Source organism: Algoriphagus ratkowskyi (genome assembly GCF_002150505.1).
GTDB classification, from domain to species: domain Bacteria; phylum Bacteroidota; class Bacteroidia; order Cytophagales; family Cyclobacteriaceae; genus Algoriphagus; species Algoriphagus ratkowskyi.
Map to the genome: position 1 here is coordinate 109,031 of NZ_MSSV01000002.1, position 14,324 is coordinate 123,354.

The 14,324-nt window shown below is 38.6% G+C and carries 12 protein-coding genes; 10 read left to right on the forward strand and 2 right to left on the reverse strand.

Features of this window, described 5'->3' with window-relative positions:
* Window positions 1-170: 170 nt before the first annotated feature.
* The gene (locus BVH02_RS02220; RefSeq protein WP_086498415.1) at window positions 171-1,457 is read left to right on the forward strand and encodes a citrate synthase; all 1,287 of its coding nucleotides are present in this window, start codon (window positions 171-173) and stop codon (window positions 1,455-1,457) included.
* A 121-nt stretch (window positions 1,458-1,578) separates the two neighbouring features.
* A complete protein-coding gene (locus BVH02_RS02225) occupies window positions 1,579-1,839 on the forward strand; it encodes an acyl-CoA-binding protein (protein WP_086498416.1) in 261 nt (86 codons plus the stop codon).
* Window positions 1,840-1,913: 74 nt separating this feature from the next.
* On the opposite strand, the gene BVH02_RS02230 is transcribed toward BVH02_RS02225, so the two are convergent.
* Both BVH02_RS02230 and BVH02_RS02235 read right to left on the reverse strand, forming a co-directional pair.
* Window positions 1,914-2,903, reverse strand: a complete 990-nt coding sequence (locus BVH02_RS02230) for a bile acid:sodium symporter family protein (protein ID WP_086498419.1) — start codon at window positions 2,901-2,903, stop codon at window positions 1,914-1,916.
* Window positions 2,900-3,649 carry a TrmH family RNA methyltransferase gene (locus tag BVH02_RS02235; protein WP_086498960.1) on the reverse strand — a complete coding sequence of 250 codons (750 nt, stop codon included), beginning with the start codon at window positions 3,647-3,649 and terminating at the stop codon, window positions 2,900-2,902. Before BVH02_RS02235 ends, BVH02_RS02230 begins: the two co-directional genes overlap by 4 nt.
* A gap of 19 nt (window positions 3,650-3,668) precedes the next feature.
* Here BVH02_RS02235 and tamL point away from each other — a divergent pair, with 19 nt between their 5' ends.
* The 8 genes from tamL (at window position 3,669) to BVH02_RS02275 (ending at window position 14,309) form a co-directional block, all read left to right on the forward strand.
* Window positions 3,669-6,092 carry a translocation and assembly module lipoprotein TamL gene (gene tamL, locus BVH02_RS02240; protein WP_086498421.1) on the forward strand — a complete coding sequence of 808 codons (2,424 nt, stop codon included), beginning with the start codon at window positions 3,669-3,671 and terminating at the stop codon, window positions 6,090-6,092.
* Window positions 6,093-6,102: 10 nt separating this feature from the next.
* Window positions 6,103-7,014 carry an oxygen-dependent coproporphyrinogen oxidase gene (hemF, locus tag BVH02_RS02245; protein ID WP_086498424.1) on the forward strand — a complete coding sequence of 304 codons (912 nt, stop codon included), beginning with the start codon at window positions 6,103-6,105 and terminating at the stop codon, window positions 7,012-7,014.
* On the forward strand, window positions 7,011-7,586 hold the full coding sequence (locus BVH02_RS02250; RefSeq protein WP_086498426.1) for a phosphatase PAP2 family protein: 576 nt from the start codon (window positions 7,011-7,013) through the stop codon (window positions 7,584-7,586). Before hemF ends, BVH02_RS02250 begins: the two co-directional genes overlap by 4 nt.
* A 70-nt stretch (window positions 7,587-7,656) precedes the next feature.
* Window positions 7,657-8,142 carry a hypothetical protein gene (locus tag BVH02_RS02255; RefSeq protein WP_143244173.1) on the forward strand — a complete coding sequence of 162 codons (486 nt, stop codon included), beginning with the start codon at window positions 7,657-7,659 and terminating at the stop codon, window positions 8,140-8,142.
* Window positions 8,048-9,214: a hypothetical protein gene (locus BVH02_RS02260; RefSeq protein WP_143244174.1), complete on the forward strand. Its 1,167-nt coding sequence runs from the start codon at window positions 8,048-8,050 to the stop codon at window positions 9,212-9,214. The genes BVH02_RS02255 and BVH02_RS02260 overlap by 95 nt, the downstream gene beginning before the upstream one ends.
* 4 nt (window positions 9,215-9,218) lie before the next feature.
* Window positions 9,219-11,540, forward strand: coding sequence for an OmpA family protein (locus tag BVH02_RS02265; protein ID WP_086498432.1), 2,322 nt, complete (start codon window positions 9,219-9,221; stop codon window positions 11,538-11,540).
* 340 nt (window positions 11,541-11,880) lie between these two features.
* The gene (locus tag BVH02_RS02270; protein ID WP_086498434.1) at window positions 11,881-13,113 is read left to right on the forward strand and encodes a porin; all 1,233 of its coding nucleotides are present in this window, start codon (window positions 11,881-11,883) and stop codon (window positions 13,111-13,113) included.
* Entirely contained in the window at window positions 13,113-14,309 is a 1,197-nt protein-coding gene (locus tag BVH02_RS02275) for a BamA/TamA family outer membrane protein (RefSeq protein ID WP_086498436.1), read from the forward strand. Before BVH02_RS02270 ends, BVH02_RS02275 begins: the two co-directional genes overlap by 1 nt.
* Window positions 14,310-14,324: the final 15 nt, after the last annotated feature.

The following is a 14,324-nucleotide window of genomic DNA, read 5'->3' on the forward strand; positions in this document are numbered from 1 at the left end:
GTGATTGAAATAAATGGCGAATTTTGAAAAGTGTCAATTTTGAAAAAAATCACAGTCTGAAAGATTATTATTCCATTAGACACATTGTAAAGCCAATAAACTACCTGATTTTATTATCTTAAGGCCCTATTACGAGGTTTTTTAACATACGCAATCCAAACACTAACTATATGTCTGAATCAGCTAAGCTTTCTTTCAAAGGACAAGACTATGAATTTCCGGTAATCACTGGAACCGAAAATGAATCTGCGATCGATATCGCAAAACTTAGAGCTACCTCGGGATTAATCACCCTAGACCCAGGTTACAAAAACACCGGTGCTACTACTAGTGCTATTACATTTTTAGATGGAGAAGAAGGAATTCTTCGCTATAGAGGATACAGAATTGAAGACCTAGCTGAGAAGTCTACCTTCCTTGAGGTTTCATATTTGTTGATCTATGGAGAACTTCCTACACAGGCTCAGTATGAGGATTTCTCAAAAGAAATCACCCATCACACTTTGGTTCATGAGGATATTAAAAAAATTCTTGAAGGTTTTCCTTCCAATGCACATCCCATGGGTGTACTTTCTTCGATGATTTGTGCGTTGACAGCTTTCTATCCAGATTCATTAAATCCAAATAGAAGCGAAGAGGAAGTAAATCTAAGTATCATCCGTTTGATTGCTAAGATGCCAACCTTCGCTACTTGGGCTTACAAGAACGAAATGGGCCATCCAGTGAATTACCCAGATAACTCGTTGGACTATTGCTCAAACTTCCTGAAAATGATGTTTGCGCTACCTGCTGAAAAGTATGATGTAGATCCAATAGTATCAGCTGCACTAGACAAACTTCTAATTCTTCATGCAGATCACGAGCAAAACTGCTCTACTTCTACCGTAAGAATAGTAGGCTCATCTCAGGCCAGCATTTACGCCTCTATTTCTGCTGGAATCAATGCACTTTGGGGACCACTTCATGGTGGAGCTAATCAATCTGTAATCGAAATGCTAGAAGCAATCAAAGCAGATGGCGGAGATGCTAAAAAATATTTAGACAAAGCAAAAGACAAAAATGATCCATTCAGATTGATGGGCTTTGGACACCGAGTATATAAAAACTTCGATCCAAGAGCTAAAATCATCAAGAAAGCAGCGGATGATGTACTTGCCAAATTAGGCGTAAATGATCCTGTTTTGGACATAGCCAAAGAACTGGAACATGCAGCACTTAACGATCAGTATTTCATCGACCGTCAATTGTACCCTAATGTAGATTTCTACTCTGGAATCATTTACAGAGCATTAGGAATCCCTACAGATATGTTTACAGTAATGTTTGCATTAGGAAGACTTCCAGGCTGGATAGCTCAATGGAAAGAAATGCGTGAGAATGGTGAGCCAATTGGACGACCAAGACAAGTATATACTGGAGCAAATGAGCGCGATTACGTATCTATGAACAAACGATAGTCGAACATAATATTACTTCTATAAAAAATAACCAGCTCAATCGGCTGGTTATTTTTTATAATAGTCAACAGCACCGCAACACTGAATTCTGAACTTACACCCATAACTAATCTCAATAAACATGTCAACCCAAACATTAGAGGAAGCTGTAGCTTTAACAAAAAAATTTACCGAAAAACCGAGTAACGAAGAATTGCTCAAACTTTACGGCTTGTACAAGCAGGCTACAGAAGGCGATAATCTAACGGAACGTCCAGGAGGATTTGACTTTAAAGCGGCAGCCAAATACAATGCTTGGTTAAACTTCAAAGGCTTATCCAAAGTTGAATCAGAAAATCAATACTGTCAATTGGCGGATGAATTAGCAAGCAAATACATTTAACTTAAACCAGGCTCGGTTAACAATCCGAGCCTGGTTTGTTTTAGACTTTTTACTTTTGACTCTTTTTCATTAGTCTACTTCCCTTTTCTGGCCATACTTGATGAGATAATACTTCCAGCTATTAACTGTTGAATATGATAAAGCATCACTGGTAAGAGTACAATCCCAAACAACGCTGGATCTGGAAAGATCACTTTGCCAATCACTACTCCTTGCACCAAGGACTTTTTAGATCCACAGAAAAGCGCAGTAATTCTATCTTCCCAGGTAAAACCAAGAATTTTACAAGCCAGTGCGATTATTATCCATATCAAAAAGAATAAAGCAAGCATAGTAGCTCCTACTTCTAGCAACACTGAAGATCCATAAGGAGAAAAAACTTTTTGGGAGAAAGACTGAGCAAAAGTGGTGAAAACGATGATCATAATTACTGTTTGATCCACGTATTTCAAATGTGAAATATGCTTAGCGATTTTCGGAAATAGCCAATTGTGTAACAAAATCCCCAGTACAACAGGAAGAAGAACTTTAAGTGAAAGCTCATATAGTGTAGGCAAGTACTCCATCTGAATATCTGCAGAACCCGCCAATATCCCCATCCAAGCAGGCGTGATTACTATACCTAGCAAACTGGATATACTGGCATTAAATATTGCCCCAGGAACATTGCCTCCAGCGATAGAAACCATTACTACAGAAGCACTAACTGTAGATGGTAAGACAGATAAATAGGTTATACCAATTCTAAAGTCCTTATCAATCCAGTTCATGTAAGGCTCGATAAGCATTACAATCAGCGGAAAAAGCAAGAAGGTAGAGAGCTGAATCAGAACGTGAAGTCTCCAGTTTGACAATCCAGATTTTAATTCCTTAGGATTAAGTTTCACTCCATAGAAGAAAAACACTAATCCAATTCCCACATTTATAATTGGCTTCCAGGGAACAGGAGACTCATTAGATCCTGCAAATGGGAATAACCATGCGAAGAAAATTGCTGCAAACAACCCCAATAAAAAACCATTGATCCCAACCTTACTTAAGGTGTTGGTGAATTTCTTAATCATTCTATAGAAAGTCGTTTGAAATTATCACAAAGAATAGCTGTAGCTATGGCTACATTTAAGGATTCTGCCTGACCAAAACCCGGAATAGTCACCTTATGTGTCACTACTCTCTCAAGAGTAGTAGATATTCCATTTGACTCATTTCCCATCAAAATAACGCCTCTGCTGACATGTTTCATTTCATGCACATTTTTCCCGTCTAGAAACGCACCATAAATTGGCACATTCCATTGATGAAAAACTTCATCAAGTTCGGCATAAAAAAAATTGACACGTGTGAATGAACCCATGCTAGCTTGAATCACTTTGGGATTGTAGAAATCCGCTGTTTGAGGTGAAAAAATCAAGTTTTTGATCCCATACCAATCAGCAATTCTAATAATCGTACCGAGGTTCCCAGGATCACGCACATCGTCCAGTCCTATTACAAAACCGTCCTTAGGAAAATCAAACGGCCTGTTTGATTTCATAAGAACTACAGCTAAGGCACTATCATTGCTTTGATATTGACCTAGTGATTCCAGTTGATTTTGAGTAGCTAAGATTAGCTGAGCATTAGAGCGTTCAATAAGTTTACTATTCTTTTCTACAAAAGATTCTGTTGCGACAAGTAGCTCCACAATGAAGTCAGCATTCAATACTTCTAATACACTCTTTTCACCTTCTACAAAGAACTTCTCCTCCTGATTTCGGAATTTCTTTTGATGTAAGGATTTAATAAACTTAACTGTATTTTTGCTAAGCATCCGGATAGACTCTGCCATTTTGAAATTCACCAAATATATACTTTTTATCTTTGTTCTCTGGGCGATGCACGCTTGCTCCTTGAGTAAAAACTTGCCTGAAGGCAAATATGTACTCGAAAACAACAAACTGAAAGGTGTAGAAAAGGCCAATCACCTTGAAATTGAAAGTTTATACTTTCAAGAACCTAACACCAAAATCCCACTTACTAACTCCTCCCTAGGCGTCACCATATACCGTATTGGAGAAGTTTTTTATGACAGTGCAAAAGTAAATGACAAACTGGAAGCTAAGACTACTGAGCTATTGGAGGTCAAAGCAAGTCTAAATGAACTACCCGATGACAGAAAGCTTATCAAAAAACGAGATAAACTACAGACGAAAATCCAAGACTTAAGAAAAATGGAGGAATATGGGAATTTCTTAATGCGTACCGGTAACCCAGTCACAATACTTGATAGTTCCCAAACAAAAAAAACGGTCACTGAAATAGGCAATTATCTGTACAACAAAGGCTTTCTGGATTCTGACGTATCCTTTGAGGTAGAGACTAAAAAGAAGAAAGCCGACGTAATCTACACCATCACGGAGCGCGAGCCCTATTTGCTAGACTCAATATATACTAACTCTGTGAATGAGGGGTTACTCAAACTCGTCAATTCAACAAAGAAGGAATCCTTCATTAAAAAAGGAGACAGCTATGACCAGAGCAACTTTACTAGAGAAAGAGATCGTTTGGAAGAACTTTTCAAAAACAATGGGTACTTCATGTTTACGAAAAGTTTTATCGATTACAATCTGTATTACGATACCACGTCTAAAAAAATCAATGTTGAACAACGGCTGCTCAAACCATCTTTTACTGAAAAACATGAGATCTATAAAATAGATTCTATAACGTTCAAAGTCAGTCCACCGAGCGATGTTTTTATAGATGAAAAACGACGAACTAACTACCGAGCAATAGATTTTACATTTTATAAAGATAGATTTTCAGAAAAGCTACTTAGTTCAAGGGTTTTGTTTGATGAGGGGGAAAATTATGAGAGAATAAACATAGTGGAAACTCAAAAACAGCTGAGTAACCTTGACCTTTTCCGATATATCAATATTTCCTTTGACACAGTAGGAACCAGTCTTACTGCGAAGATTTTAACTCAACCCAACCAAAAATATCAACTTACCAATCAGCTAGGACTTAGTATAACAGAGCAATTACCAGGACCTTTCTTCAGCATGGTTTTGCGAAATAGGAATTTCTTTCGAGCTGGAGAAATATTGGAATTCAACACGAGAATCGGTTATGAAGGAGTAGCGTCTGCAACAGACCAGGGTGTCTACCAGAGTAAGGAGTTTGGTGTTTCAGCATCGGTAATTTTCCCAAGATTTCTAATGCCCTTTTATGAGGGAAGCTTACAGAAATATGGCCGCTTCAATCCCAACACCCGAACACAGCTGGGTTACAATTATACCAACCGTCCTGAATATACCAGATCAGGTCTCAATGCAAAACTAGCCTACACTTGGGCCACTCGTGGCAATAGAACTCAGTTCACTATAAATGCTGCGGACATAAATTACATACGAACACCTCAGATTTCAGATGAATTCTCCCAAGTACTATTAGATCTAGAAAGTCAGGGAAATAATCTTATTTGGTCTTTTTTACCTTCATTTATTAGCAGTGTTTCAGGGCAGTCCATCATAAACTTCAACAATTATGGCAACTACAACTCTTCGAATAAAGCTACGCTACTTAAATTATTCGTAGAAAGTGGCGGTACAACATTGAATTTCATGAATGCTCCTAGCAATAGTGAAACCACAGATTTTGCAAGATTTCAATGGCTCAAACTTCAGGCAGATTTCCGAAGGTATCATCCGCTAAACGAAAAATCTACGATAGCCTATAGGGCAAATTTCGGAATCGCAAATCCATATGGAGTCAGTAATGGAATCCTCCCTTACGAAAAATACTTTTTTGCTGGAGGAGGCACAAGTATTAGAGCTTGGCAAGCTAGAAGATTGGGTCCAGGAAGCTACACCCCTCCTATTGGCGAAAGCGGCAGATATGATTATGCATTTGAGCAACCAGCCGAGATGATCGTAGAAACAATGCTTGAATACCGTAGAAACTTGGTAGGATATTTCGATATGGCAGTATTCATAGATGCAGGAAACTCGTGGGTTATTGGTGTAGATAATTCCAGGCCTGGAGCTGATTTCAGATTTGATAGATTTTATAAAGAAATAGCATTAGGAACTGGCGTGGGATTAAGAATGGACTTCAATTTCTTGGTAGTTCGTCTAGATTTGGCAACCAAAGCATTTGATCCATCCATGCCAGAAGGTCAAAGATGGATACTTGACAACTTATCATTCAATAATTTATTTGGTTTAAAAGGCCAAACAGTCCTTAACTTTGGCATAGGATATCCATTCTAAATCAAAAAAAATGTCGCGTAGGAGTAAAGAAGAAATAGCTGAAATTTATCAAAAAATGCAAGTTCATATCTGCAAGGAGTTAGAATTGGCAGATGGCACTGGCTTATTTTCTGAAGACAAATGGGAAAGATCGGCTGGAGGTGGCGGTAGAACTAGGATTTTCGAAGGTGGTAGTATAATTGAAAAGGGTGGAGTTGCTTTTTCGGCCGTATATGGTCCTACACCGGACAAAATTCTCAAAAAGCTGAAATTGGATAAGGCAGATTTCTTCGCCACTGGCGTATCAATTGTCCTGCATCCTAAAAGTCCAATGGTCCCTATCATACATATGAATATTCGATATTTTGAGATGGACAATGGGGAACATTGGTTTGGAGGAGGAATAGATCTGACCCCACATTATCTCAATGGTGCCGACGCATCGTATTTTCATCAGGAAGTGAAAAAGGTCTGTGATCTATATGATGACAACTATTACCCGAAATTTAAGGACTGGGCTGATGATTATTTTTACATCAAACATAGGGATGAGACCCGTGGTATCGGTGGGATTTTCTATGATAGACTAAAGCCAGTAGATGATATTGAATTTGAAAACACACTTCAATTCAGCTTATCACTAGGTCGCTTATTTCCAGAAGTTTATGGATATTTCATGAATAAAAATTCTCAGATTCCTTATGGGGAAAAAGAGAAAACATGGCAAAGTCTGCGAAGAGGCAGATACGTAGAATTTAACCTCGTGTGGGATGCTGGAACCAAGTTCGGCTTGGATACAAATGGCCGAACAGAAAGTATCTTAATGAGTATGCCTCCGATGGCAGAGTGGGAATACATGCATGAAGTTGAGTCCGGCTCTCAGGAGGAATTCACCCAAAACAACCTTAAAAAAGGGATTGACTGGATATCTTTTGCAAAATGATCGAAAAAATTATGAAGTGGGATGAGGATTTATTCCTCTTGCTAAACTCCTTTCACACGGACTGGTTGGATGCAGTTTTATTCCAAATGACTCAGACCGTGACGTGGATACCCTTCTATCTTATACTAGCCTTTTTCATCTACAAAGCGGAACCAAAGTACAGTTGGTGGGTTTTTGGCGGCATTGCATTGACTATACTTATTGCAGATCAGACCACCTCCGGACTGATGAAACCTTATTTCGAAAGATTGCGGCCTTGTCATGATGAGCGCTGGGATGGAGTGATTCACAATTATGGGAGATGTGGTGGTTTGTTTGGATTTGCATCCTCACATGCTGCCAACACCTTTGGCTTGGCTGTCTTTCTCAACTTAAAAATGAAAGGCAAACTTCGATTTCTTCCTTGGCTTTTTCTTTGGGCTGCTTTAATCTCGTATACTAGAATTTACCTGGGAGTACATTACCCATCGGATATTTTAGTTGGAGCGTTTATAGGCGCTTTAGCTGGATTTGTCTCTTGGATAATTGTAGTTTTTATAAAGAGAGAAATCTTAAAAAAGATTTTGAGATAAAATGATTAAACACCTTAGATGCTAAGTAATTATAGGTTCTTCAGTATATGAAAGTGAAGATTTTTTGAATGTGGAAACAGCGATGAAGCTTGTTACCAATTTCGCTATAGAGTATGAAATCCGCCTGAAAGAAAACCTTTCTAAACTTGGAAGTTTTAGAACAGATTTTTCGTATTTTGATAAGGAGGAGATAGAAGGCAACCAATTGAAAACAGAAATTCCGCAATGGAATATTTTCGATGTCTCTCTGGGAACTGAAATAAAAAAATCAAGAAATAGCCTAACATTAGGCTTGGTTATTAGTTTTGAATGTACCCAAGAGTATTTTCAAAGAGGTTGTTTTAGTAGCTCAGAATCAGATAATATTCTAGAGGGAGCATTGGTCCTTACGAGAGTGGGATATTCTAATTTTATTCTTTTAGTGGTTATTCATTTAAGTTTAAAAATTCAACTAACAAATTATGAAAAAAATCATACTACTTATATTAGTCCTTGCAGTAGGCATACTAGAGCTAAAGGCTCAAGTGACTACTGTAAATCTAGACTTAATCACTAGCAAAATAAATGGGGGAATGCCGCTCCCAGCGGAGGAAGAATTCTACGTTCGTGGCGCTATTCCAGAGAAAATAGAAATGGTGAAACTTTTGATTTTCCCCTCAAACAAAACAGAGAAGTCAGGATATACCTATTTCTGGAAAGCTCCTTTTGGATATAAAGAACTCTCCTATCAAGTATTGATGTCCCAACCTCTACGCTCTAACACAGATTACCATCTGGAATTCGGCTATTATCAGAAAGCTGGTTCAGATCAGATTTCGGAAGTTAGAAACCTCATTCAGCAAAACATTAAAACCTATCTTAGCACTGTCACCTCAATCAAGAGGGGCGGAATCAAGTTCTCAGAATCTGATCAAATCCTGATTAATAATCTTTCCAAAATCGTTGAACAGGGCGCATTTTATTTTGAATTGCCTAATGGTGCTAAATTCCCAGGCTTCAGCGACATTACCCGAGCTAAACTAGAGCAAAGAGGAAGGTTGAAAATGGGTAATGCGAAGTTCAACGTGCTAGGGCTTAGAAAAGAAGATAATGTGCGTGCAGTATTTGCAAATGACTACCTCACCGAATTAGAAGACATCCTATTTTCAGAAGTAAATCAATACCTGAGTCCAAACATGCTGGTACGCGTAGATGAAACTATTTTTGAAAAGTATGCAACAGAGAAAACAGACAATTCCTTACCCATCAATATCGGATATGGAGCTATTTCCCTTAGCAATGATTTGACAGATCGAGAATATGTTACGAGTCCCTATGTTGGTCTCTCCTTTCCTCTCGGCAACCGTACCTTCGCAAGGTTCATGAATAATATGTCGGTTTCCACTGGTTTCTTTTTATCTGATAAATTAGAAAATCAACTCGGTGAAACTATTTCTGGGCCTGTTTTAGATCGTCCCATTTATGTGGGACTGGGTTACAATTTCTTCAGATTTATTAGGCTAAATGCCGGCGGCACATTTATTACTACGGAGCAACTTGGAGGTTCTAAGGCGAATAGCTTTCAGCCTTTTGTTGGGATCAGTGCAGAATTCAACATTTGGATGGGCATAGGGAGCAAAAAAAGATAAAGACATGAAAAAGCTAACTTTATTAATTCTCGCTTTCGCTTTTGCTTTTTCTGCACAGGCTCAAATGCATGGCTTCAAATGGAGATTTGGTGTCAGTGCTGGTACGACCAATTACTATGGAGACATTCGCCCTTTCAAAGTGGATAACTTCAAGGATGTCACTAATTATTACAAGCACTACAAAACCTATTCAGATCAGCTTTCTTATCAAATTTCGATAGAATATGCACTCGGCAATTCTGTAGGCTTGATGCTCACTGGAGGCAGTTACCAATTCGGATCAAGTGACCGCCTGATACAGAATGACGGTACTTTATTTACTGAGAGTGCTTCATTTGACCGGGCGTTGAATTTCCAAACAGAGGTATATGACGCAGGATTATCATTTGTATTTAAACCCGATAATAACTGGCTCTTGTCAGGCAAATCGTTCTTTGCTCCATACCTCACCTTAGGCGCAGGCGTACTAAGCTTTAGTGTTCATGGAGATCTTTTGGATGCCAATGGAAATCGATACAATTATACCAACCCAAGTATAATCCCTGACGGAAAGTTCGAAACAAATCTTTCCACCTTAGGAACTGAAAGTTCTACGAATTATGAGACTACTTCCTTCTATGCCAACGTAGGGTTAGGCGTACGTTTTCGGATCACCAAAAGCATAGAAATATTCGCTCAGTCAGACTTCAAAATGACCAACACTGATTACCTTGATGACGTGTCAGGAGTATATAGAACTTCTTATGATAACGCTTTTCAAAGCTATGCAGCAAAGCCAGGTACTAATAGAGTAACAGCCGACAACCCATATCGAGGCATGGAAAACGGAAATCCTGACTGGTATGTATATCATGGAATGGGAATCAAGTTCAGTTTGGGAGCTAACAAAAAGTCTTTCAATCCACCAGTAATTACCCAACGTTATACTTACATACCTACTGAGCTTTCAAACGCTCAAATGGTAAAAGAAGATTCCTCCGCCAACCGTGATCTGAGTAATCTTCCAGTGACTAATAATTACTTCACAGTTATCCAGCTACCAGGTTACAACCAATCAAGTATTCAGGGTAATAAATCAGAATTAGATTCTGCTTCATTGGCACAAATTAACTTTGCCATTGACTCGCTTGGAACCAGTAAATCCCATCTAAGAGCAAAATTAGCTTCTGCTGTATGTGAACTGGTAGAAATAAATCAAACAATGTCTAATGCGAAGCAGGATACGAGTGTATCTGCTGAAATGACCCAGACTCTTGTTCAAAATCTGGAAGAAGAAAGATTAATTGCCCAAAGCAAATTAAAGACCTTGAACATGACTGCTGAGGAAAATCAGTTCAAAATAGATTCTCTAAAATCTTTGCAAACTAAGACCACTCCTAAAGTTTCAATAGATTCTGTTTCAATGATGAAAGAATTAATTATTTACCCAGGTCAGGTAAGTAGAATTCTCTATTCTAGTACTCCCTCAGTCCTCACTATAGACTCTGCTACGCAAACAACTGTCACTTCCTCGATGGCAGCGAAACCTAAAGAAACGAGTGACCCAGAGACTATGACCAGAGGTGAATTTGATGAGGAAATGGCCAAATTTCGTGCGAATATGCTCTCATCACAAGCAACTCGAGACTCAGCTATGATGATAGCTTTTGCTTCTCGTGCTCGAGCCGAAGAAATTGTACAAAGTATTCCTCAGGCATTAACTTACAATGGGACTTTAGTTGATAACACAAGCAAGAAGCAAGAGCGGCTGAATAAGGAAAATAATGAACTTCTTAAAGATGCCTTGCTCGTAGGCGCCACGGCTACTACCACAGCAGCTATTAGCAACAGTGGAGATAGGAAAATGGCTAATGCTTCTGCTCAAAATGATTCTATCCTACGTGCCAGAATTGCGCTGGACTCTGTATTGATCGACAGCTTATCTAATATTCCAAGAATTGTAGATACTGTCACGGTCACAAAAATCCAAGAAAAAACAGTTGAGACATTACTTCATGAGAGCAAAGTTGAAGTTTACTTTGGAATCAATGAGGACTCCATATCAGATCTAGAGAGAGATAAACTAACCCCTATTGCAGAATTTTTGAAGAAAAATCCAAATGTTGCCGTGGAACTCGTAGGCTTTGCAGACAATACCGGCTCAGTAGCTTATAATATCTCACTTACCGAAAAAAGAGTAGCAGCAGTTACCCAAATGTTAACTGATTATTTCAAAATTGCCAAAGATAGAATTGCGGTAAGTAATGGAGGATTGATAGTCAGAGGCTCGACAAAAGGCACAGTAGAAAAAGATCGAAAGGTTGAAATTCGTGTAGTAAAAAAGTAAAAGGCACAAAAGGCTAATGATTGGTTCTAGCTAAATAGTAAAAAGTATTTTCATCAACTGTAGCGTAATAAACAATATTGAATTCAGGAAAGGAAATGGATATAACTGATTTCAAGGATAAGGATTTTGCTGCATAAATCGCAAGGTATTTCATGGTTGAAATAGACAATCAAAACAGGTTATCAAGTTCCAATTTGGACCTGATTGAGCTTGGACGACAAGTCTTCTTTAAGTATTCAGACAAATTTTGCTAGCTGATTTAGTCGAAAAGCATCGGGAAATTCAAAAAATTCCCGATGCTTTTTGCGTTCTTTGCCCTTTAAATTCTTCTTATTAATTTATGTTTCAGGTGTACCACAGAATTTCCTCAACAATTGTATTACTGTGTTTAGTTATTTTTTTCAGAGTAGAATCAACAATTGCACAAGAATTAGATAGTACACTCACCAATCCCGAGAAAAAAGAAACTTTCCTTAACCACACCTCCAAAGGATTTATACTTGCGTCTGAAGATGGTAAATATGAGATGCAGATCGCAGCAAGATTACAACTACGGTTTGCAGTACCGGATGATCAGGATCCAATTACATTCTCAGATTTTGCAAATCAGGATCAGCGGATTTTTAAAATCAACAGAGCTCGACTAAAAGTAGGAGGACATGCCTATCAACCTTGGCTCAAATATTATTTTGAATATGAACTTTCCAGAAGTTTACTCCTTGATTATAGAGTGATGATCGAAAAATGGCCTTGGCTGAATTTCAAAGCCGGTCAATGGAAAGTAGAATTCACAAGAGAGCGATTCATCAGTAGTGGGGAGCAGCAAATGGTTGACAGGTCACTACTCAACAGGAAATTCACTGTGGATAGACAACAAGGAGTTGAAGTTTATGGAAATCTTGATGGTGGCGGGATCGCAAACTTCAATTATTGGGCTGCCGCATTGACAGGAATGGGGCGAGGTGCTACGCAAAATGATGATTCCAAAATGATGTATTTTGGGAGATTTCAGTGGAATTTCTTAGGAAGAGAAGTACCTTTCTCAGGAGGAGACTTAACTATTTCTCAAAAACCTGCAGCGATTATAGCCATTGCAGCAATCAGTAATACAAGCCCTTATACACGTTTCTCTACATCAGGAGGTGGAAATCTGTCAGGTTTTGAAGGAACAAACGACTCGCAATACACCGTAAATCAATATCAATTAGAGACTGCTTTTATATACAAGGGCTTTTCTTGGGCGAGTGAATTTCATCGCAAAAATATCTTAGACAACTTTGACGAAGAAGAAACATTGCTCGGGGGCTTCTACATAACAGCCGGGTATCTAGCCCATCAAACCTTAAACTTTTGGCCAGAACCTTTGGAAATTGCAGTTAGATACGCTGAAGTGAGACCAGACTTATCTATATCAAATAATATTCAAAGAGAAACTGCTATAGCATTTAACTGGTTTTTTGCAGACCATAAAAACAAGCTAACTACTGAGCTTACTCGATTTAAATTTCAGGATCAGGAACTTGCTCAAGACGATGAAATAAGATTCAGGTTACAACTTGACATATCTTTTTGATGAATCGCATCACGATTTTTCTGCTTTTCTTTTGGATTTCCTCACCTATCCTAGCCCAGGACACAATAGTATATAAGTCAAATCAGATTCGAGATTTCAAATTAATTCCATTACCCGCTATCGCTTCAAATCCTGCAAATGGCTGGCTATTTGGCATTGCTCCCTCAGCTACCTGGAGAATGGGCAATCCAGAAAGAACTCATTTGTCAAACTTGGTAGGAAATCTTCTCTACACTACAAAAAAACAGTGGCTAATTAGCTCTAGAAGCAATATTTTCCTTGCAGATGACAATTGGATTTTAGTTGGTGATTGGCGCTATTTCATTACATCACAGCCGACTTTCGGCTTAGGTAGTTCCACACCCAACTCACCTCAAGAAAACCCAAATCAACCTGGAGTGTGGTGGGGAGAGCAACAAATGGATTACAATTGGGTAAGATTCTACGAAACTGTTCTGAAACGTATCTCGTCCTCTAAGTTCTATTTAGGAGTAGGCTATCACTTAGATATCTATTCCAAAATTGACAATTTTATGGATGCTGAAGTTACAAAGGAGCTTACATTCTCAAACGACTACTACAACCAGCGCAAGGGGATTAATTTAGATAAGAACACTGTATCTGGAATTACCTTGAATGCTGTGATGGAAAACCGGGACCTTGCAGTATCTCCTTATGAAACCAACTTTGCGTTAATCTCTTTTAAAATCAATCCTGAATTTTTGGGATCAAATCAATCTTCTTCCACTCTCCTACTCGATTATCGGCATTACTTTCCATTGAGTCAAACCAGAAAACGTCATTTATTGGCGGTATGGAGTTATGGCAATTTTCTAGTATCAGGCCACCTACCCTATATGGCATTACCTTCCATAGGCTATGATATGTTTGGACGCGCAGGCCGAGGGTACTCTCAAGGACGATTTAGAGGAGAAAATATGGTCTATTCGGAGGCGGAATATAGATTTCCGCTGCAAAAAAACAAGGAGACCTTTGGCGGGACAGTTTTCGTAAATGCTGCAAGTTTTGGAAGTAAACTAACGAAAGAAAACTTATTTGCAAAGATCAATCCTGGCTATGGTTTAGGATTTCGAGTAATGATCAACAAAGAAAATAGAACCACTATTTCGGCTGATTACGGCTTTGGTCAAAAGGGGAACTCGGGTTTTTACCTCAATATTAATGAGTCATTTTAAGCTAGAATTGAAGTT

What these genes read in the sequence shown, in the direction of transcription:
- BVH02_RS02220 (WP_086498415.1), top strand. Translation starts at nt 171, where the DNA reads ATGTCTGAATCAGCTAAGCTTTCTTTCAAAGGACAAGACTATGAATTT.
- BVH02_RS02225 (WP_086498416.1), top strand. Translation starts at nt 1,579, where the DNA reads ATGTCAACCCAAACATTAGAGGAAGCTGTAGCTTTAACAAAAAAATTT.
- BVH02_RS02230 (WP_086498419.1), bottom strand. Translation starts at nt 2,903, where the DNA reads ATGATTAAGAAATTCACCAACACCTTAAGTAAGGTTGGGATCAATGGT.
- BVH02_RS02235 (WP_086498960.1), bottom strand. Translation starts at nt 3,649, where the DNA reads ATGCTTAGCAAAAATACAGTTAAGTTTATTAAATCCTTACATCAAAAG.
- hemF (WP_086498424.1), top strand. Translation starts at nt 6,103, where the DNA reads ATGTCGCGTAGGAGTAAAGAAGAAATAGCTGAAATTTATCAAAAAATG.
- BVH02_RS02250 (WP_086498426.1), top strand. Translation starts at nt 7,011, where the DNA reads ATGATCGAAAAAATTATGAAGTGGGATGAGGATTTATTCCTCTTGCTA.
- BVH02_RS02260 (WP_143244174.1), top strand. Translation starts at nt 8,048, where the DNA reads ATGAAAAAAATCATACTACTTATATTAGTCCTTGCAGTAGGCATACTA.
- BVH02_RS02265 (WP_086498432.1), top strand. Translation starts at nt 9,219, where the DNA reads ATGAAAAAGCTAACTTTATTAATTCTCGCTTTCGCTTTTGCTTTTTCT.
- BVH02_RS02270 (WP_086498434.1), top strand. Translation starts at nt 11,881, where the DNA reads ATGTTTCAGGTGTACCACAGAATTTCCTCAACAATTGTATTACTGTGT.
- BVH02_RS02275 (WP_086498436.1), top strand. Translation starts at nt 13,113, where the DNA reads ATGAATCGCATCACGATTTTTCTGCTTTTCTTTTGGATTTCCTCACCT.